Below are 19,870 nucleotides of genomic sequence, written 5' to 3'. Positions count from 1 at the left end.
AGCGAGTCGGTCCCACCCCTTCCCATCCCGAACAGGACCGTGAAACGACTCCACGCCGATGATAGTGCGGATTGCCCGTGTGAAAGTAGGTAATCGTCAGGCTCCCCCAAAAGCCAGAAACCCCACCGCCCAGCGGTGGGGTTTTTGCGTTTACGCAGCCGAAATCAAAAGCAAGATGCTCGACCGAGGGCAAAGAATACACGTGGCGGGACGGCGTTGCCAGCCACTGGCGAAAGTAGCCCGTTTATCGACGGCAACTACGTCGCGCATATGGCCAAGCCTGACGCGCCAACCGCGCTCTCGTGTATTGAACACTTCAATGAGCGCCACCCGCATAAAGCCCTGAAATCCGCTCGCCGCGCGAGTTCAGGCGTGCTGCAGCGAGTTCATAGACCTAACGGTGTCCGCATGTCCTGAGTGACAGGGACGACAACGCCGCCCATCTGCACTGAGTCATCCACGCATCCCATTTGCGCCACCTCGGCAAGCAACGCTTCGTCGCGCGCAATCACCTTGGGCAGATGCGAGCGCAAGAATTCGACCCACGTGCGCGTCTTTGCATCGATGAATTTGCGCGACGGATAGAGCGCATAAACAGTCGTCTTCTGCAGCGTATATTCTGGCAACACGCGAACCAGCGTACCATCGCGCAACCCGGAAATGGCCGCGTAGAGCGGCACCATGCCGATGCCCATGCCTTCGCGGATCGCCACGATCAGTGATTCCGCGATGTTCACATGCACGGGTCCGTCGACTTCCATCAACTCACTGCCGTTCGGGCCGTCGAGCGTCCATTCATGTGGCGGGAACGCCGGCGTATGAAGGATCAGACATTCGTGATGCGCAAGGTCAGCCGGTTCTTGCGGCGCGCCGTGCGCGCGCACGTAAGCCGGCGATGCGCACAGGATGCTGAACGTCGTCCCCAGCGGAAACGATATGAGGTCCGAATTCGGCAGCATCGACGCGCCGATCACGGCCACATCGGCGCTGCCCTCGAACAGATCGGGCATGCGCTGTGACAGCGTCAACTCGACGGTCACATCAGGATATAGCTCGCGATAACGCGAAATAGCCGGCAGGACGTAGTGCTGGCCGATGCTCGCAAAGCTATGCATACGCAGCGCGCCGGTTGGTCGCTCGTGTGCGCAACTGGCTTCTTCTTCCGCGATATCGACATCCGCGAGAATCTGCTGCGATCGCTTCAGATAGCGCTCGCCGGCGGTGGTCAACGCAAGCCGACGAGTCGATCGATTCAGCAGGCGCGTGCGCAGGTGTGCTTCAAGTTCTGAGACCGCGCGAGACATCGCGCCGGTCGTTGAATTGAGCGATTGCGCGGCCGCGGTGAAGCTGCCGGCTTCAACCACGCGCACGAACACTCGCATATTTTGTAGCGTGTCCATCAAACCTTCTGTTTCATGACCAGGATCATATTTTCCGTCAGTCCCGGGACACTATTGTTGTCTGTTTTGGAACAGATGTTCTGCACTCGTCGTCTTAATGCGTGCAACGGGGACTCCTACAATCGGCGCCTCGCCTGTCGGTGTCAGCGATTCTGCCCGGAGGCTCTCTCAGCGACCACGTGGGGTGCACTGTTTTCAGATGAAGCCCGATCATGCGATCGAACCGTCGTCGGATTTCTTCGGTCCGCGCGGTGTCACGCGGCGACGACTCGGTCGAGCCAAACTCAATCGGGTCTTGCGTGACTGGGCCAGCAGCGACGGTCTGACCTGGCTTCATCTGCTGAAGACGGTAACCGCCGGGCTGCTGGCGCTGGGCATCGCGATGCTGCTCGATTTGCAGCAGCCGCGCATTGCGATGACGACGGTCTTTGTGTTGATGCAACCGTTCAGCGGCATGGTGCTCGCGAAGAGCTTCTACCGGATTCTCGGAACGGCGGTAGGGACCGCGGCCGCGCTCGTGCTCGGCGGGCTGTTCGCCCAGCAGCCCGAACTGTACATGCTCGGCATGATCGCGTGGGTGAGCGCCTGTATTGCTGCGGCGGTCCGGTATCGGCATTTCAGATGGTACGGTTTCGTGCTCGCGGGTTACACCGCCGCGCTGATCGGCATTCCGAACGTGACGACGCCCGAGGGACTGTTCCTCGCAGCACTCGCGCGCGCGGCGGAAGTGGCGGTTGGCATCGTGTGTTCGAGCGCGGTCAGCGCATTGCTGCTGCCGCAACGCTCGAGCCTGGCGCTACGACGTAACCTTCAGATCAGGTACGCGGATTTTACTGCCTTTGCTGTCGATGTGCTCGCGCGCGGGCTCGAGCGCCATCAGTTCGAACGGCGGTTCGCGGATTTCGTCGACGAAATCGCTGGCTTCGAAGCAACGCGTACGTTCGTCGCATTCGAAGACCCGGCGATGCGCTCGCGCAGTGCGCATCTGGCGCGCCTGAATAGCGAATTCATGGATGCATGCGCGCGTCTGCATGCGCTGAATCAGTTGCTCAAACGGTTGCGCGCGAGCGGCGCAGTGTCGATACTCGCGGCCATCGGTCCATACCTCGACGAACTGGGAGCCTTGTTCGAAGCACAAGCACCAGTTGAAGCAGACGTCGAAGCCTCGCACGCAGCAGCCGATCTGCGCCTCTTTCGAGCAAACCTGCCACGCCGGATACGCGAAACGAGGCGGCCACTCGAAGCCGCGTCCGCGGAATCGCTTGCGGACTTCGACACGGCAGCCGAATTGCTGTATCGATTTGTGGGCGAATGGATGAATTATTCGCAAACCTATGCAAGCTTGTGGCGCAAATCAGAAAGCCGGCAGCAAAGCCTGCGACGCGGCTCGAGCCCAAAAAAGAGCGACTGCACGAGCAGACCGATCAGCCACACAAACCACTTCGCCGTATTGTTCACGTTTCTGCGCTCGGCTGTCGTCATCGGGATTGCCGGCGCGTTCTGGATCGCGACCAACTGGCCGAGCGGCGGCCTTGCCGTGATCGGCGCAACGCTGGTCTGTGCGTTGACGTCCACCGCGCCGAGCGCTACCAGGATGGCCATGCAGATGGCGATGGGCGCGGTGCTCGCGACGCTGACCGGCTACGTGTTCATGTGCTACGTGTATCCCAACATCGATGGTTTCCCGCTGCTTTGCGCGGCACTCGCGCCGGTGCTCGCACTCGGCGCATTCATCGCGACACGTCGCGGCGCAGCGGGGTTTGGCATCGGCTTTTCGGTGTTCTTCTGTCTGCTGGCCGGACCGGATAACGTCGTCAGCTACGTGCCTGATCTGCTGATCAACAACGGCATCGCGCTGACCGCGTCGATGCTGCTCGCGGCTGTTGCATTCGCGGTGGTCTTTCCCGCCGATATGCGCTGGCTGATCGACCGGATCATGGGCGACCTGCGGGCGCAAACGGTATCGGCATGCAAGGAGGCTCTGCCGGGACTGAACCGACGTTTCCAGGCGGGCACGCACGATCTGACTTCACAACTGCGCGTGCTGCTGACGCGTCGTTCGCGACGACGGCGCGACGCACTTCGCTGGATGCTCGCAACGATCGAAGTAGGTCACGCCGTCATCGATCTGCGCAACGAAGCCGCGCGCGCGGATTATGCCGACATCCTTCAGCCGCGCTGGCGCAGCGTGATCGAACACACCTGCGACGATCTCGCCCGGCTCTTCGAACGCCCCGGTCCGGGCTCGCTCGAACGCGCACTCGTCACCGTGCGCTCGGCCACCTGGCTCGCGCAAGACATGCTGCGGACCGTGCATGCCGAGCGCGACCGGCGTCACGATCTGCAGCGCATCCTGAGCTGTCTGCACTTCATTCGTAGCGCGTTGCTCGACAAAGACGCGCCGTTCAATCGTCGCTGAGCAATGCTTCGTGGATTCTTCTGCCATATGGAAAGATCTGTTCCGGGCGGCCCCGTTAATCCGCGTCGATGCCGGTCATATAGTGCCGTCACTGTCTCGCAGTAGGCGTCGCAGTAGTTGTAAGCACTGGAGAATGAGATGAAAGTCTTGAAGTTGGTCCTGATCGGCTGTTCTTTGTCTACCGCTGCCGCCGCCCATGCACAGACGGCGCCGACCGCGCCGGACCAGCAGGTTGCGCTAGCGGATAGCCAGCGCGCCGATAAGAGTGCCGCGCGCGAGCATGCGGAAGCGCCGAAAGCGAAAGCCGATGAATGCGTTGGCCCGATGAGCTTCTGCAACATCTTCTTCGGCAGCTGAGTCCGGCTGCTTCACGCGCAACACCTGTCGCGGACCTGTCACGCGACCCAACACCTGCTCGCGACGCCGTCCGATCGAGACGCCGCAGCGGGTGCGGCAACCGCCTATTGAGCGAAGCACACCGCAGACGTGCGCACCAGTAGACGGAGCTGGCGACTATGGAGAGACTCCCTTTCATGTACGAAGACCGAATTCGCTGCACCGCCCTGCGCGGAAAAATCACCACGGCCGCCGACGCGGCGCTTCTGATTCACGACGGCATGCGCGTTGGCGCAAGCGGTTTCACGCGCGCGGGCGACGCGAAAGCGGTGCCGGTCGCGCTTGCCGAGCGTGCGCGCCAGTTGGGCGAGCCGCTGCGCATCACGCTGATGACGGGCGCCTCGCTCGGTCATGACGTCGACCGCATGCTGACCGAAGCGCACGTGCTCGCGCGCCGTTTGCCGTTTCAGGTGGACAAGACGTTGCGCGACGCAATCAATCGCGGCGAAGTGATGTTCGTCGATCAGCATCTGTCCGAGACCGTCGAGATGCTGCGCGCGAACCAGCTCGGCAAGCTCGATGTCGCGATCATCGAGGCCGCCGCGATCACGGAAAGCGGCGGTATCGTGCCGACGACTTCAGTCGGCAATTCGGCGAGCTTCGCGATTCTCGCGGACAAGGTCATCGTCGAGATCAATCTTGCGCAGCCACTCGAGCTCGAAGGCCTGCACGACATCTGGATTCCGGGGCGCCGGCCGCATCGCGAGCCGCTGCCGATCGTGCGCGCGCAGGATCGCGTCGGCGCACCCGCGATCGAGATTCCGCCGGAGAAAATCGCGGCGATCGTGATCACTGACATGGCCGACAGCCCGTCCACCGTGCTGCCCGCGGATCGCGAAACCGCGTTGATCGCCGGCCACTTGATCGAATTTTTCCAGCACGAAGTCACGCGTGGCCGCATGCCGAAGCAGTTGCCGCCGTTGCAGGCTGGCATCGGTACGATCGCCAACGCGGTGCTGGCGGGCTTCGTCGATTCGCCTTTCGATGTGTTCGAAATCTATTCAGAAGTCTTGCAGGATTCGACGTTCGATCTGATGGACGCCGGCAAGGTCGCGTTCGCGTCCGGCGCGTCGATCACGTTGTCGGCCGCACGGCAGGCGCAGGTGTTCGGCGATATCGAACGCTATCGCGACCGGCTCGTGCTGCGTCCGCAGGAAGTCAGCAACCATCCCGAGGTGATTCGGCGGCTCGGTCTGATCGCGCTCAATACCGCGCTCGAATTCGATATCTACGGTAACGTCAATTCGACGCATGTCGGCGGCACGCACATGATGAACGGCATCGGCGGCTCGGGCGACTTTGCGCGCAATGCGTCGTGCGCGGTGTTCGCGACCAAGTCGACCGCGAAGGACGACCGCATCTCGAGCATCGTGCCGATGGTGCCGCATTGCGACCACAACGAACACGACGTCGACGTCGTCGTCACCGAGCAAGGTCTCGCCGACCTGCGCGGCCTCGCACCGCGCGAACGTGCGACGCTGATCATCGAGCATTGCGTACACCCGCGGTATCGCGAACTGTTGCGCGACTACTACCGCGATGCGTTGCGTTGGGGAGGGCAGACGCCGCATTGCCTCGATCAGGCGTTTGCATGGCATACGCGGCTGAGCGATACCGGCTCGATGCTGCCGGCCTGATCCGCAACGGCCGCAGCGCCCACAATTGCCGCGATAAAAGCAGCAGAAACAGGCAATAAAAAAGCGCCAGCGGCACGAGCCCGCTGGCGCTTGATGAAATCGAATGCTGTGCTCAGGAGCCTCGTCGCACGAGCCGGATAATAAACAGCAGAATGACCGCGCCGATCACCGCGGTGATGATCGAGGCGATCCAGCCGCTGCCGATCGAGATATGCAGCACGCCCGCGAGCCAACCGCCGATGAACGCCCCGATGATCCCGACGATGATGTCGACGATCAGGCCGAAGCCGCCACCCTTGACCAATACGCCCGCGAGCCAGCCAGCAATCGCGCCGATGATGAGCCATGCAATGATGCCGTGTTCCATATTCGAGACTCCCTGGTTGAGTGTGAACAAATCACGGTGACAGAGCTTAGTCGAAGGTTATGGGACGGTCCACGTTCGGGACGCGGAATTAACACTATCTGAATCTGATGCAAGCTAAGTGTAGACGATGCGCGCGAACAGAGGAGACTTGTGCACAGCGCTTCACTCCGGTGTCGGTTCGGCTTCCCGCGCGGTCCAACTGACGCTGGAGACGCTCTTTTCCATGCTCAGGCGGCTCGCCATCTGTTCCAGCTTCGATTGATCCTTCGGATGCATCGTCAGCGTCGCCGTCACGCGAATGCGCGCCGGCTCGTCCTCGACATCCTCGCTGGTCAGGCTCTGGAACGACAACGGCGCAGAGTACATCGAGTTGGAAATCGCGGTGCGAATATGGATCTCGTCGGCTTCGCGGCAGACGATCGTCAGCACGTACTCGCGCACGAGGTCGGCGTTTGAAACCGGTGTCTGGTTGATCATCCGGCTCACTTCGCGCAGTACGGTGTTGGCCAGCAGCACGACCGCGGTGCCCGCGAACGCCGGTCCGTAATGTCCCGCGCCGCTCAATACGCCGACGGCCGCCGAGCACCACAGCGTCGCCGCGGTGTTGATCCCCTGGATCGAACCCTTGTCGCGCATGATGACGCCGCCGCCGAGAAAGCCGACGCCCGACACCACATAGGCCGCAATCTGCGTAATGCCGCTGACGCCGTTGCCGGTCAGCACGCCGAGCGTGACGAACAGGCACGCGCCGCTCGCCACGAGCGTGATCGTGCGCAGGCCGGCAGTGCGCTGGCGGATCTGTCGTTCGAGGCCGATCGCGACGCCGCAAGCAAATGCGGTCAGAAGCCGCAGGAAGAATTCGAGTGTCATCGTTCAGAAAGGTTGGCGTGCGCGCTGTCGCAGTGTGAAGCCTACGCGAGCGAACACCAGATCGTCTACCTCGTGCGCGGCAAGTGCATGCGGGCGGGACGAAATACGCGCGAATACGCGCGCACACGCGTGCAGCGGCCGTAGCGTGCGGTATCGGCATGGCATCGAGCCACGCCGTGCTTTACCGACAGTACGCGAATAACAATGAAATGAGAGCGACGTGCGCCGTCGAGCCCCGAGGGCAGGACGGCGACAGAAAAGACTGACGCGGAAATCCTGCGGCTCAGGAGAGCGGGCAAATCGATACTCGGCTCGTACAACTGCTACTGTCCAAGATCGTGATTCCGGTTAGAAGAATTGCGCGAATTTTAGGGGGCTGCGCAAAGATCAGTCAAGCCGCGAGCGGCACGGAGTGTGCATTTAGCGTTGCCATAGCCCTAATTCTGAAAGGCTGCAATTAATTGCTCCGGACTGCGAATGTTGAGTTCAATTGGGTTCGCCCGGTACGAGTCTCAACCGTGTGATCTCCGAAGGCGCGCCGAGTCGTTTGGGCGGACCCCAATAGCCCGTGCCGCGACTCGTATAAACCCATAGTCCGTCCAGACGCGCGAGGCCCGCCGTAAACGGCTGCTGCAGCCGCACGAAGAAATTCCACGGAAAGAACTGACCACCGTGCGTATGACCCGACAACTGCAGCGTGAAGCCGGCCGCCGCGGCCGCTTCGGCCGAGCGCGGCTGATGCGCGAGCAGCACCCTGATCAGCACGTCCCCCGGCGCGCCGGCGAGCGCCGCGACCGGGTCGCTGCGATGCGCGGGGTCGTGATGACCCGCCGAGTAATCGGTGACGCCGGCGATCACGGCGCGCGCGCCGTCATGATCGACGATCACGTGTTCGTTCAGCAGCACCCGCAAGCCGAGCCGGCGGAATTCAGCGATCCACGAGTTCGCGCCGGAGTAGTACTCGTGATTGCCGGTCACGAGAAACGCACCGTGCCGAGCGGCGAGCCGCGACAGCGGCTGCGTATGCCGGCTCAACTGCGGCACGCTGCCGTCGACGACATCGCCCGTCACCGCGATCAGATCCGGCTCGAGCCGGTTCACCGCGTCGACGATCGCGTCGACATAGCGGCCCTTGATCGTCGGACCGACGTGGATATCGCTGATCTGCACGATCGTGAAGCCGTCGAGCTCGGCAGGCAGATCGTCGATCGGCACTTCGATCGTGACGACACGCGCGCGACGGCGCGCGTTGACGAGGCCGATCAGCGTCGACAGCAGCGCGAGCAGCGGCACCGCCGCGGCCGAGCCGGTGCGCCAATGCGCGATCGTGAGCGTGTTCGGCCAGATCGCGTCGATCGTCAGCAGCGACGCCAGCATCAGATCGCGCGCGAACGTCAGTACCAGCAGCGACGAGAAGAAGCCCATCGCGAGCAGGCCAACCCACGCGAGCCGGTCGCCGAGCGGCTGGCGCTTGAAGCCGCGCGCCATCATGCCGACCGGGATCAGGTAGATCGACAGCAGGAGCCACAGCACGCACAGTCCGCGGCCGGCCGAGTCGATCGGCATGTCGGGAATCAGGCGCAAACCAACGTAGATATGCAGCAGGATGCCAATCAGGATGATGCGGACAAGAAACGATGAACGTCGCATAAAGAGGATCAGGACGGGAAGGGGGCCAAAGGGCCGGCATGACAGGGACAGCGCGGCGGCGATCCGTTGGCGGGCAGTGCTTGCGTGCGCGACGGTTAGCGAACGCGGCAAATCATTCTACCGACATGTTGGGTCCCTTGCCGTGGCCGCAATATTCATGCTCCCGCACCGCACGAGACGCCCGCCGGAAGGCGCCGGGACGCGCCACGACAGCGCTTCGCCGGGGGCACGCGCATTCCGTGCTCAGCACATACTTACAAGGGCACGCGCGACGTATTTAATGCCTACGCAAACGAATTAAATGGGCTTTGAATGGTATTCATGCGTGGAGTATGCTTGAAACCAACCAGCTTGTTGCCGGGGCAGCGCAGCGCGCTTCGGCCATGACTGGTTCTGTCGCCGGAGAAGACCGGCGGGGGGAGGCACACCATGAAGCTGCTCAAACCGGGCCACCTGTGGCATCACGCGGACGACGTGCATCATGCTCATCATGCGCATCATGTCGGATACGAGGGTAGCCATGTGATGCTGCCGCTCGTCGGCATTTCGCTGATGGCGATTGCGCTTTACATCGGCGTGCGCGGCATCGATTTCTCCGAACTCGGCAAAAGCGCGCTGTTCGACGTCGTGATGGTGTGTGTCGCGCTCGGCATCGCGGGCCTGTTCGGCGCGGTCGGCGCGTGGCTGCGCTCGAATGGCGACGAAGCGGATGAGGGCTTCTGCTTCGTCGGCGCGTTGATCGGCACCGTGGTGTTCTATATCGCGCTGCTAACCTGACGAGATTCGATTCAACGCGAGGCGCGACACCCGCCGCGCCATCCATCATCATCGCACCGTCACACTATCCGCGCCGCTTCGTCGAACGAAAAACGCGGGCTGCGAGGAAACAGCCTGGACGGATCGCCATAGCCAAGATTGATCAGGAAGTTCGACTTCACCGTCGTGCCCGCAAAGAACGCTTCGTCGACCTTCGCCTGATCGAAGCCCGACATCGGCCCGGTGTCGAGACCGAGCGCACCCGCGGCGAGAATCATATAGCCGGAACGCGCAGAGCCGCGTCGAATGAAAGAGCAAGGCGGATGAATCAGCGCGTGAGCCGTCGTCGCCATAATAGCCAAGGTACTTGCTCGTCCGCTCCCATCCAGGCATTCCGATGAACACCGATCTTTTCAACGACCTGCCGACCCCCGACGTCGACTGGTATCCCGACTGGCTCGCACCGGCCGACGCCGAACGCCTGCTCGCCCGCCTGATCGACGAAGTGCAATGGCGCCAGGACATGATGGGCACGCCTGGCGGCCGTGTTGCACTGCCGCGTCTGACCGCCTGGCAGGGCGAGCCGGACGCGGTGTATGTGTACTCGGGCATCCGCAACGTGCCGCAGGCGTGGACGCCCGCCGTCGCTGAACTGAAGGCCGCCGCAGAGGCGACCAGCGGCGCGCGTTTTAACAGCGTGCTGCTAAATCGCTACCGCAGCGGCGCCGACAGCATGGGGTGGCATGCGGACCGCGAGCCCGAACTCGGCAAGCAACCGGTGATCGCGTCGGTGAGCCTCGGCGTCGCGCGCAGGTTCGATCTGCAACACAACCGCAGTGGCGTCGTGCAATCGTTCTCGCTTAAGGGCGGCAGCCTGCTCGTGATGAAGGGCGACACCCAGGCGCAGTGGCGTCATCGGGTGCCGAAGGAGCCGCGCGTGAGCGGCGAGCGCATCAATCTGACGTTTCGCTGGGTCACCCCGAGAGTCACGCCGACCTGAATCAGCGAGCGGCAATGCTCTGATCGGCGCGCTATACCAAAATTGATATCGAGGGCGCGAATCATATGATTGGACGGTTAACGCGTCGCACAGTACGCTACATCACGATCCATGCGCCGTGAGGGCCACGAGGGCCGGGCTGACCGCTGGGTCGTCTACACAACAACGATTGGAGACTGTCATGGCGAATACACGACGTGCCGCGTGTCGCGCTCTGGGCGCGCTCGCGCTTTCCGCGAGTCTCGGAGTGCTAACGCTGGCCACGCCCGGCGCGCATGCCGAAGACAAGAAAATAACGCTCGGTTTTGCGCAAGTCGGTGCGGAAAGTGCATGGCGCACCGCGAATACCGAATCGGTGAAGTCGGCAGCGACGGAAGCCGGTATCAACCTCAAATTCTCCGACGGGCAGCAGAAGCAGGAAAACCAGATCAAGGCGATCCGCTCGTATATCGCGCAGAAGGTCGACGTAATCGCGTTCTCGCCGGTTGTCGAATCGGGCTGGGAACCGGTGCTGCTCGAAGCCAAGGCCGCGAAGATTCCGGTGATCCTGACCGACCGCAACATCGACGTGAAGGACCCGTCGCTGTACGTGACGATGATCGGCTCGGACTTCCTCGAAGAAGGACGACGCGGCGGCAAGTGGCTCGAGGAGAACTACAAGAACGATAAAGGTCCGATCAACATCGCCGAGCTGCAAGGCACGGTCGGCTCAGCGCCGGCGAATGACCGCCACTCGGGTCTGATCGAAGTGATCAAGAGCGATCCGAAGTTCAAGATCATCGCGTCGCAAAGCGGCGACTTCACGCTTGCCGGCGGCAAGCAGGTGATGGAAGCGTTCATCAAGACCTACGGCAACAAGATCAACGTTGTCTATGCTCATAACGACGACATGGCGCTCGGCGCGATCCAGGCGATGGAAGAAGCCGGCATGCATCCGGGCAAGGACGTCGTGGTGGTTTCGTTCGACGCAACCAAGGGCGGCTTCCAGGCGATGGCCGCCGGCAAGATCAACGTCGACGTCGAGTGCAGCCCGCTGCTCGGACCGCAGCTGATGACGGCGGTGAAAGACGTGGTGGCTGGCAAGCCGCTGCCGAAGCGCATCCTGACTCAGGAGACTGTCTTCCCGATGAGCGTCGCTGCGCAAACTTTGCCGTCGCGTAAGTACTGACGCGGCGCGCAACGTCGCCGCGGCATCGCTCGAGCGAGTGCCGCGGCGTGTGCGGTGTTCAGGCGCCCGGGCCGACGCGGCCCACGGCGCGAAGGAGATGTGCAGTACGGACGCATCGAACAGGTTTCTCCAGTGGTGCCTGACCGCCCGGGCTGCTTCCTTCTGCAGCGGGCGGTCTCTTTTCAGGAGCCTGCGTCCGCGGGAGCATGCCGCTGGGGCCTGCCGAACCATGCATAGCCGATCGAGCGAGGTCCATGACCCAATCCGCTACCGAACCGACTCAGCCGGACCAGCCGCAGCGCGGCACGTCGCCGGGTGCGCGAAGCCAACAGAATGACACGAGCGCGCGCGAACCGATCCTGGCGACCTCCGGCGTCAGCAAGACATTTCCGGGCGTGAAGGCGCTGCAACACGTCGACTTCCGCCTGTTTCCCGGCGAGGTCCATACGCTGATGGGCCAGAATGGCGCCGGCAAATCCACGTTGATCAACGTGCTCACCGGCGTGCTCGCACCCGATGCCGGCACGATCCGCCTCGGCGGCGAGGTGGTCGCGTTCGCGTCGCCGCAGGAGGCCGAGGCGGCCGGCGTGCGCACGCTGTACCAGGAGGTGAACCTGTGCCCGAATCTGTCGGTCGCGGAGAACATCTTCGCGGGCCGGCAGCCGCGCCGCTTCGGCGCGATCGACTGGCCCGACATCAAGCGGCGCGCGCAGGAAGCGCTCGCGCGCCTCGACGTGTCGCTCGACGTCACGCGCTCGCTCGACGCCTATCCGATCGCCGTGCAGCAGATGGTCGCGATCGCGCGAGCGTTGTCCGTCGATGCGCGCGTGCTGATTCTCGACGAGCCGACTTCGAGCCTCGACGACAGCGAAGTCGCGCAGCTTTTCAAAATCCTTCGCCATCTCAAGCAATCGGGCATCGCGATCCTGTTCGTCACGCATTTCATCGAGCAGACCTACGCGATCTCCGATCGCATCACGGTGATGCGCAACGGCGAGCGCGAAGGTGAATATCTGGCACGCGATCTGTCCGCGGATCAACTGGTGGCGAAGATGGTCGGCCACGAGCGCATGAGCGCGCGTCTGCGCGAAGCGGCGCACGAAGGTCAGGCCGCCGACGATCTGCAGGAGATCGCGCACGATCACCCGGAGCAGGCAACGGCCAAGCAGCCGTTCATCGAACTGCGCGGCGTCGGCCGTCGCGGCACGCTACAGCCGATCGATCTCGAAGTGCACGCCGGCAAGATACTCGGCCTCGCGGGACTGCTCGGCTCGGGGCGCACCGAAACCGCACGTCTCTTGTTCGGCGCGGATCGCGCGGACAGCGGCACGATCCTCGTCGAAGGGCGTCCCGTGCGGTTGCGCACGCCGCACGACGCGGTGCGCCACGGCATCGGCTATTGCGCGGAAGACCGCAAGAAGGAGGGCATCGTCGCCGAGCTGTCGATCCGTGAAAACATCATGCTCGCGTTGCAGGCGCGGCGCGGCTGGTGGCGCAAGATCAGCCGGCAACGCGCGCGCGAACTCGCCGATACGTGGATCGAGCGGCTCGGCATCAAGGCGTCCGACGCCGAGCAGCCGATCGCGCTCCTGTCCGGCGGCAACCAGCAGAAGGCGCTGCTCGCGCGCTGGCTGGCAACCGATCCGAAACTGCTGATCCTCGACGAGCCGACCCGCGGCATCGACGTCGCCGCGAAGTTCGACATCATGGACCGGCTGCTCGCGCTGTGCGCGAACGGCCTGTCCATCCTGTTCATCTCGTCGGAGATCAGCGAGGTGCTGCGCGTCAGCCATCGCGTCGCGGTGCTGCGCGATCGCCGCAAGATCGCCGAGGTGGCCGGCAACGCATCGAACGAGGACAACATCTACCGACTCATCGCAGGGAGCGGCGAATGAAGCTATCGAACTGGTTCGCGCGCGACGGCGTCGAGCGGCCGCTGCTGTGGCCATGCGTGACGCTGGTGTTGCTGTGCGGACTGAACCTGCTGGTCAATCCGCATTTTCTCGCGCTGCGCACGCTCGACGGTCACCTGTTCGGCGCGCCGATCGACATTCTGAACCGCGCGGCGCCGCTGGTGCTGGTCGCGATCGGCATGACGCTCGTGATCGCGACGCGCGGCATCGACATCTCGGTCGGCGCGGTGGTCGCGATCGCGGGCGCCGCGGCCGCGACGATACTCGCGACCCAGGCCGTACCGAGCGGTGCGCTGATCGTGCAGGCGCTCGTGGCCGCGCTCGTCGTCGGCATCTTGAGCGGCATGTGGAACGGGCTACTCGTCGCGTTCGTCGGCATGCAGCCGATCATCGCGACGCTGATTCTGATGGTCGCCGGCCGCGGCATCGCGCAACTGCTGACCGCCGGGCAGATCATCCCGATCGGTGCGCCCGGCTATCTGTTCGTCGGCGGCGGCTACTGGCTCGGCGTGCCGTGCTCGGTATGGATCGCGACCGTAGCGGTGCTGGCGACCGCCGCTTTGGTGGAGGGCACGGCGCTTGGCCTGTTCATTCGCGCGATCGGCGTGAACCCGGTTGCGACGCGGCTCGTCGGCTTGCGCTCGAAGGCGATCGTGTTCGCGGTGTATAGCTTCTCGGGCTTGACCGCGGCGCTCGCCGGCATCCTGATCAGCTCGAACGTGCGCAGCGCGGACGGCAACAACGCTGGCCTGCTGCTCGAACTCGACGCGATTCTTGCCGTGACGCTCGGCGGCACGTCGCTGCTCGGCGGCCGCTTCAGTTTCGCGGGCACCGTGCTCGGTGCGCTGATCATCCAGACGCTCACGTACACGACCTATTCGATCGGCGTGCCGCCGGAAGCGACGCTCGTCGTCAAGGCGGCCGTCGTGCTCGCGGTCAGCGTGATCCAGTCGCCTGCGGCGCGCGCGCTCGCGGTGTCGTTCGGCGCGTCGCTCGTCAAATCGCGCGGGGTGGCACGATGACGCGCTTTCTCGAAGCACTCGCCCGCGTGATCGATCCGCGCACGCTGCCGATCGCGGTGACGGTCCTGCTGTTCTGCGCGCTATTCGGCTTTGGTTCGGTGATGTACACCGGCTTCTTCTCATGGCAGGTGCTGCTCGATCTGCTCGTCGATAACGCGTTCCTGCTGATCGTCGCGATCGGCATGACGTTCGTGATCGTGTCGGGCGGCATCGATCTGTCGGTGGGCTCGATCGTCGCGCTGACGACGATCGTCGCCGCCGTGCTGTCCGAGCACATGCACGTGTCGGTGTGGCTGATCATTCCGATCGTGCTGTTGATGGGCACGGTGTTCGGCGCGGTGCAGGGCGCGCTGATTCACTACTTCCGCCTGCAGGCGTTCATCGTGACGCTGGCGGGGATGTTCTTCGCGCGTGGCCTGTGCTTTCTGATCACGACGCAGTCGATCACGATCACCGATCCGACGTTCAAGGCGATCTCCGCGTTCCGTCTCAATGTTGGCGTCGGTTCGGTATCGGCGAACGTGCTGATCGCGCTCGTGGCGCTCGCGGCCGCGATCTATGTCGCCCATTTCACGCGCTTCGGACGCAACGTATATGCGGTCGGCGGCAATCCGCGCTCGGCGCTGCTGATGGGGCTGCCGGTCGCGCGCACGCGGGTCGGCGTGTATGCGCTGAGCGGCTTCTGCTCGGCGCTCGGCGGCGCGGTGTTCACGTTCTATGTGCTGTCGGGTTATGGGCTGCAAGGGCAGGGTATGGAGCTGGATGCGATTGCAGCGACGGTGATCGGCGGCACGCTGCTGACCGGTGGCGTCGGTTATGTGGTCGGCTCGCTGTTTGGCGTCGGCATTCTCGGCACGATCCAGACGCTGATTACGTTCGACGGCACGCTGAGTTCGTGGTGGACGCGGATCGTGATCGGCGCGCTGCTGTGCGCGTTCTGTTTGCTGCAACGCTTGATCGAGCGGCATGCGAAGTCCGTGCGTCGGCCCGGCGGCACCAATGCGGTCACGACCACGGGGCATGGGCACGGCCATGACGAGCCGTCGACGACGGCGGCGTCGTCGGATTCGCAGGTGTTGGGGCGCGCGCCCGGCTAGGGCGCGGTCTTCCAGCGCGTCATACGGCGGCGCCCCGTTCTTCGGGGCGCCGCTTTTCCATCAGTCGCTAACGACTCGATTCGCTCGCGTCGCTGCCTTCGGTGCACGGCGATCGCGGCATCGTCCATGCCGGTCTGTCGCATTGGCGCAAGTGTGCCGAATTCGCGAGGATGCCGGTCCCCGACGAATCGCCCGGCCACCATTTCTCACCCGCGATGACCGCGCTCGAGGCAGCCGCCGACGGCGCTGGTGTCGTCGTCAGCTCGCCGTTTGCGTCGCTACGCCAGTGCGCAGCGACGTTGCCGATGAGCACGTTTCCGTTTGTGTGACCTATTATCAGAAAGAGTTGTGACCAGTACGACCGCGGTTGCGAGGCAACTGATTGCAGATGTCGTGGGGAACAAGCGATGGTTCGCACGGAAATACTCAACGCGCTGCGGGCATACACCGATCCGTTCCGCGTCACGAGCGGCAAAGATTTCTTCCTGAAGAATTTCGATCCCGGCGAGACGCTGGGACTCAAAATGCATAAGGGAGAGGCGCAGCAACTGCTCCAGCGCGGATCGAAATGGCTCGCGATGGAGCAGGAGATCCTCTACGCGCAGGATTCCTGGGCCGTGCTGCTGGTATTCCAGGCCATGGACGCCGCGGGAAAGGATGGGACGATCAAGCACGTGATGTCGCGCGTCAATCCGCAAGGGTGCGATGTCATCTCGTTCAAGCAGCCGTCGGACGAGGAACTCTCGCACGACTTCCTTTGGCGCTATTCGAGGAAAGTGCCTGAGCGCGGGCACATCGGTATTTTCAACCGCTCGTACTATGAAGAGGCGCTGGTGGTGCGCGTGCATCAGCATCTGCTCGGTGCACAGAAGATTCCGCCGGTACGGGTCGGCAACAACATCTGGGACGAACGGCTCGCCGACATCGCGCGCTTCGAAGACTATCTGACGCGCCAGGGCGTGGTCATAGTCAAGTTCTATCTGAACCTGTCGTACGGGGAGCAGAAGAAGCGGTTCATGGAACGCCTCGACAATCCCGACAAGAACTGGAAGTTTTCCGCATCCGACGTTCGCGAGCGTCGCTACTGGAACCACTATATGCACGCCTATGAAGAGGCGATCCGCGCGACGGCCTCCGCAGCGGCTCCGTGGTACGTCGTGCCCGCCGACAACAAGCCTTTCACGCGCCTCATCGTCGCGGCGGCGATCGTCGAGGCCGTCGAGAAGCTCGACCTCGCATATCCGAAAGCGACGCCAGGGCAGATGAAGGATCTCGCCGCCGCGAGGGAGGAGCTCGACGCTGAAGCGGTGGACGAGACGTGACCCGATCAACCCGGGGACGATCCGGATCATTGAGAGCGGCCCCTGACCCGAAATCACTGGAACCGGGAGACACGAGGATGAGCTCAGTTGAGAGTGCGACGCCGTGGCATGCGATGCCGGCCGGTGACATCGAACGGCAGTTCAACGTCGATCCCGCGCAGGGCCTCGATGCCGCGGAAGCGGCCGGGCGGCTGGCCACCTATGGGCCGAACCGCCTGCCGCAGGGCAAGAAGAGAGGGCCGGTCGCACGCTTCCTGATGCAGTTCCACAACATTCTGATCTACGTGCTGCTCGTGGCCGGTTTCATCAAGTTCATGATGGGCCTTTGGCTCGATGGCACGGTCATTCTTGCCGTCGTGATTCTCAACTCGCTGCTCGGCTTCATTCAGGAAGGACGCGCCGAGAAGGCGCTCGATTCGATTCGCAACATGCTGTCCGCCGAGGCGCGCGTGATGCGTGGCGGAGCGGTTCGCTTGATCCCCGCCGATGAACTCGTTCCTGGCGACATCGTGCTACTGGAATCGGGCGACAAAATCCCGGCGGACATGCGTCTCGTCGACGCGAGGAATCTGCACACGGAAGAAGCGGCTCTCACGGGCGAATCCCTCCCGGCCGAGAAGAGCACCGCGCCGGTGCCCGCCAAAGCGACGGTCGGCGACCGCGAGAACATGGCATTCTGCGGCACGATGGTCCTGTCGGGCCGGGCAACCGGTGTCGTGGTGACGACCGGCAGCCAGACGGAGCTCGGCCGGATCAACCAGATGCTCGCCGAAGTCAGCGCGCTCGAGACGCCGCTGCTGCGCCAGATCAAGAAATTCGGCTACGTCATCACGGCGGTTATCGCCGTTGTCAGCGTGCTGCTGTTCTCCTATGGGCATTGGCTCGGACACATGACGTTCGTCGAGCTGTTCCAGGCCATCGTGGGGATTGCGGTGTCGGTGATCCCGGAAGGCCTGCCGGCGCTGATCACCATCACGCTCGCCATCGGCGTGCAGCGGATGGCGCAGCGCAACGCCATCATTCGCCGCCTGCCGGCGGTCGAAACGCTGGGCGCCGTCTCGCGCATCTGCTCGGACAAGACGGGCACGCTGACCCTGATGGAGATGATGGTGACCTCTGCCGTGACGGCGGAAGCCGGCTATTCCGTCACCGGCGACGGCTACGCCAGCGAAGGACAGGTCAGCGCCGATGGCAAGCCGCTCGGCGCCGCGCCGGACGTGCTAAAGCTGATGGGCCGTGTGTCGCTGTTGTGCAACGACGCCGAGCTCTTCGAGGAAGAAGGGAAATGGAAAGTGGAGGGTGACCCGACCGAGGGCGCGCTCTATCCGTTCGCTTCCAAGCTGGGCATGGACCGTGCGGCCGAGACCGCGGCCGCGCCGAGGGTCAACGCGATTCCGTTCGAGTCCGAGCACAAGTTCATGGCGACGCTGAACCGCTCGGCCGACGGCGAGATGCTGCTGGTCAAGGGCGCGCCAGAGGTGATAATCGATCATTGCGACCGCCAGGAAACGGCGCAAGGCCCCGTGCCACTCGATCGCGAGTATTTCGCAAGAGAGGGCGACCGGCTCGCCGCGCAAGGTGAGCGCGTGCTCGGGCTCGCGTGGCTGCCTGAGCCGGGTCTGCGCACAGGGACACTCGGGCCGCAGGACCTGCCGCGTAATCTCGTATTGCTCGGCCTCGTGGGCCTGATGGACCCGCCGCGCAAAGAGGCGATCGAGGCCGTGCGCGAATGCCACGGCGGGGGCATCCGCGTGACGATGATCACGGGCGACCACAAGATCACGGCGGCGGCAATCGCAAGAATGCTGGGCATCGGCGACGGCAAAACGGCCGTGTCCGGCACCGAGATCGAAGCGATGAACGACGCGGCGCTGCAGGAATGCGTGCGCAGCGTCGACGTGTTCGCGCGCGCGAGTCCCGAGCACAAGCTGCGGCTCGTCAAGGCGATCCAGGCGAATCGGCAGATCGTCGCGATGACGGGCGACGGCGTCAACGATGCGCCCGCGCTGAAGAAGGCCGACATCGGCGTCGCGATGGGGATCAAGGGCACCGAGGTGACGAAAGAGGCGGCTGGAATGATCCTCGCCGACGACAATTTCGCGTCCATTTCCGCGGCTGTGAAGGAGGGGCGCACGGTCTACAACAACATCGAGAAGGCGATGCTGTTCATGCTGCCGACCAATATCGCGCAAGGCGCGGTGATCGCCGTGGCGATCCTGTTCGCCTTCACGCTGCCGATCACGGCCCCGCAGATCCTGTGGGTCAACATGGTGACTTCGGTCGCGCTCGGCCTGACCATTTCTTTCGAGCCGCACGAGGCCGACGTGATGCGCCGCTCGCCGCGCGCAATCGACCGGCCGATCGTCACGCGTTTCGGCATCTGGCGCATCCTGTTCGTCGGCGCGGCGCTCGTGCTCTATACGCTATCGACCTTCTTCTGGATGAAGTCGCACGGGGCGTCGGATGATTTGGCGCGCACGGCCGCGGTCAACGCGATTACGCTGGGCCAGGTGTTCTATCTGCTCAACATCCGGTATCTGCTCGATTCGTCACTGACCGTGCGCGCGCATATGGGCAATCGTCATCTGTGGTACGGGATCGCCGGGGTGGTGGTGTTGCAGCTTCTGTTCACCTACACGTTCCCGTTCCAGGCCGTTTTTCACACTGAGGCTTTGCCGTTGTCGGCGTGGGGGTGGCTCTTTGTCGGTGGCGTCCTGTTCTTCCTCGTGGTGGAGCTCGAGAAGCTCGTTTTCCGACTCACTCCCGCATTGAGAGGATTCGTGACTTCGCAACAGGAGGGCGGCGCGGCCTTGCGCAATGATCCGGCGGGGTAGGCCCGCCGTGGCGGCCTGC

Annotated in this window: 15 protein-coding genes, 1 rRNA gene and 2 pseudogenes; 13 read left to right on the top strand and 5 right to left on the bottom strand. The window is 63.5% G+C overall.

Going from position 1 to position 19,870, the window contains the following annotated elements; all coding sequences use genetic code 11:
- A 5S ribosomal RNA gene (gene rrf / locus AB3X86_RS28945) occupies nt 1-102 on the top strand; the annotation flags it as partial.
- Nucleotides 103-255: 153 nt separating this feature from the next.
- A pseudogene (locus AB3X86_RS28940) lies at nt 256-392 on the top strand (IS3 family transposase); the annotation flags it as partial.
- Here AB3X86_RS28940 and AB3X86_RS28935 read toward each other — a convergent pair.
- On the bottom strand, nt 387-1,400 hold the full coding sequence (locus AB3X86_RS28935; RefSeq protein ID WP_176368229.1) for a LysR family transcriptional regulator: 1,014 nt from the start codon (nt 1,398-1,400) through the stop codon (nt 387-389). The pseudogene AB3X86_RS28940 and the gene AB3X86_RS28935 overlap by 6 nt on opposite strands.
- Before the next feature lie 199 nt (nt 1,401-1,599).
- Between AB3X86_RS28935 and AB3X86_RS28930 the strand changes: the two genes are divergently transcribed.
- From AB3X86_RS28930 to AB3X86_RS28920, 3 genes are all read left to right on the top strand, one after another.
- Nucleotides 1,600-3,819 carry an FUSC family protein gene (locus AB3X86_RS28930; protein ID WP_368598654.1) on the top strand — a complete coding sequence of 740 codons (2,220 nt, stop codon included), beginning with the start codon at nt 1,600-1,602 and terminating at the stop codon, nt 3,817-3,819.
- Nucleotides 3,820-3,957: 138 nt separating this feature from the next.
- Complete coding sequence (locus AB3X86_RS28925; protein ID WP_368598653.1) at nt 3,958-4,176, top strand: hypothetical protein; 219 nt, start codon at nt 3,958-3,960, stop codon at nt 4,174-4,176.
- Between the two features lie 176 nt (nt 4,177-4,352).
- The gene (locus tag AB3X86_RS28920; protein WP_368598661.1) at nt 4,353-5,852 is read left to right on the top strand and encodes an acetyl-CoA hydrolase/transferase family protein; all 1,500 of its coding nucleotides are present in this window, start codon (nt 4,353-4,355) and stop codon (nt 5,850-5,852) included.
- A gap of 112 nt (nt 5,853-5,964) precedes the next feature.
- Here the strand turns inward: AB3X86_RS28920 and AB3X86_RS28915 are convergent, their stop codons facing one another.
- From AB3X86_RS28915 to AB3X86_RS28905, 3 genes are all read right to left on the bottom strand, one after another.
- On the bottom strand, nt 5,965-6,219 hold the full coding sequence (locus AB3X86_RS28915) for a GlsB/YeaQ/YmgE family stress response membrane protein (RefSeq protein ID WP_176105653.1): 255 nt from the start codon (nt 6,217-6,219) through the stop codon (nt 5,965-5,967).
- 162 nt (nt 6,220-6,381) lie between these two features.
- Nucleotides 6,382-7,089 (bottom strand): MgtC/SapB family protein, encoded by a 708-nt coding sequence (locus AB3X86_RS28910; RefSeq protein ID WP_176123196.1) that lies wholly within the window; start codon nt 7,087-7,089, stop codon nt 6,382-6,384.
- A 486-nt stretch (nt 7,090-7,575) separates the two neighbouring features.
- The gene (locus AB3X86_RS28905) at nt 7,576-8,739 is read right to left on the bottom strand and encodes a metallophosphoesterase (protein WP_368598652.1); all 1,164 of its coding nucleotides are present in this window, start codon (nt 8,737-8,739) and stop codon (nt 7,576-7,578) included.
- Between the two features lie 429 nt (nt 8,740-9,168).
- Between AB3X86_RS28905 and AB3X86_RS28900 the strand changes: the two genes are divergently transcribed.
- Nucleotides 9,169-9,516, top strand: coding sequence for a hypothetical protein (locus AB3X86_RS28900; protein ID WP_176382735.1), 348 nt, complete (start codon nt 9,169-9,171; stop codon nt 9,514-9,516).
- A gap of 59 nt (nt 9,517-9,575) precedes the next feature.
- Here the strand turns inward: AB3X86_RS28900 and AB3X86_RS28895 are convergent.
- Nucleotides 9,576-9,776 (bottom strand): annotated as a pseudogene (locus AB3X86_RS28895) (nitroreductase family protein); the annotation flags it as partial.
- Between the two features lie 116 nt (nt 9,777-9,892).
- Here AB3X86_RS28895 and AB3X86_RS28890 point away from each other — a divergent pair.
- The 7 genes from AB3X86_RS28890 (at nt 9,893) to AB3X86_RS28860 (ending at nt 19,851) form a co-directional block, all read left to right on the top strand.
- Nucleotides 9,893-10,495, top strand: coding sequence for an alpha-ketoglutarate-dependent dioxygenase AlkB (locus tag AB3X86_RS28890; protein ID WP_368598651.1), 603 nt, complete (start codon nt 9,893-9,895; stop codon nt 10,493-10,495).
- 181 nt (nt 10,496-10,676) lie between these two features.
- Entirely contained in the window at nt 10,677-11,663 is a 987-nt protein-coding gene (locus tag AB3X86_RS28885) for an ABC transporter substrate-binding protein (protein WP_176105659.1), read from the top strand.
- Between the two features lie 254 nt (nt 11,664-11,917).
- Nucleotides 11,918-13,558, top strand: a complete 1,641-nt coding sequence (locus tag AB3X86_RS28880; protein WP_368598650.1) for a sugar ABC transporter ATP-binding protein — start codon at nt 11,918-11,920, stop codon at nt 13,556-13,558.
- Nucleotides 13,555-14,598 (top strand): ABC transporter permease, encoded by a 1,044-nt coding sequence (locus AB3X86_RS28875; protein ID WP_184228225.1) that lies wholly within the window; start codon nt 13,555-13,557, stop codon nt 14,596-14,598. Before AB3X86_RS28880 ends, AB3X86_RS28875 begins: the two co-directional genes overlap by 4 nt.
- Nucleotides 14,595-15,695: a galactofuranose ABC transporter, permease protein YjfF gene (gene yjfF, locus AB3X86_RS28870; RefSeq protein WP_176105662.1), complete on the top strand. Its 1,101-nt coding sequence runs from the start codon at nt 14,595-14,597 to the stop codon at nt 15,693-15,695. Before AB3X86_RS28875 ends, yjfF begins: the two co-directional genes overlap by 4 nt.
- A 407-nt stretch (nt 15,696-16,102) precedes the next feature.
- A complete protein-coding gene (locus AB3X86_RS28865) occupies nt 16,103-17,017 on the top strand; it encodes a polyphosphate kinase 2 family protein (RefSeq protein WP_368598649.1) in 915 nt (304 codons plus the stop codon).
- A gap of 77 nt (nt 17,018-17,094) precedes the next feature.
- The gene (locus AB3X86_RS28860; RefSeq protein ID WP_368598648.1) at nt 17,095-19,851 is read left to right on the top strand and encodes an HAD-IC family P-type ATPase; all 2,757 of its coding nucleotides are present in this window, start codon (nt 17,095-17,097) and stop codon (nt 19,849-19,851) included.
- Nucleotides 19,852-19,870: the final 19 nt, after the last annotated feature.

This window comes from Paraburkholderia sp. BR14374, from assembly GCF_040948685.1.
Taxonomy (GTDB): domain Bacteria; phylum Pseudomonadota; class Gammaproteobacteria; order Burkholderiales; family Burkholderiaceae; genus Paraburkholderia; species Paraburkholderia youngii.
Note: the sequence above shows the minus strand (reverse complement) of the source record. Positions and strands in the feature narration are given on the sequence as shown.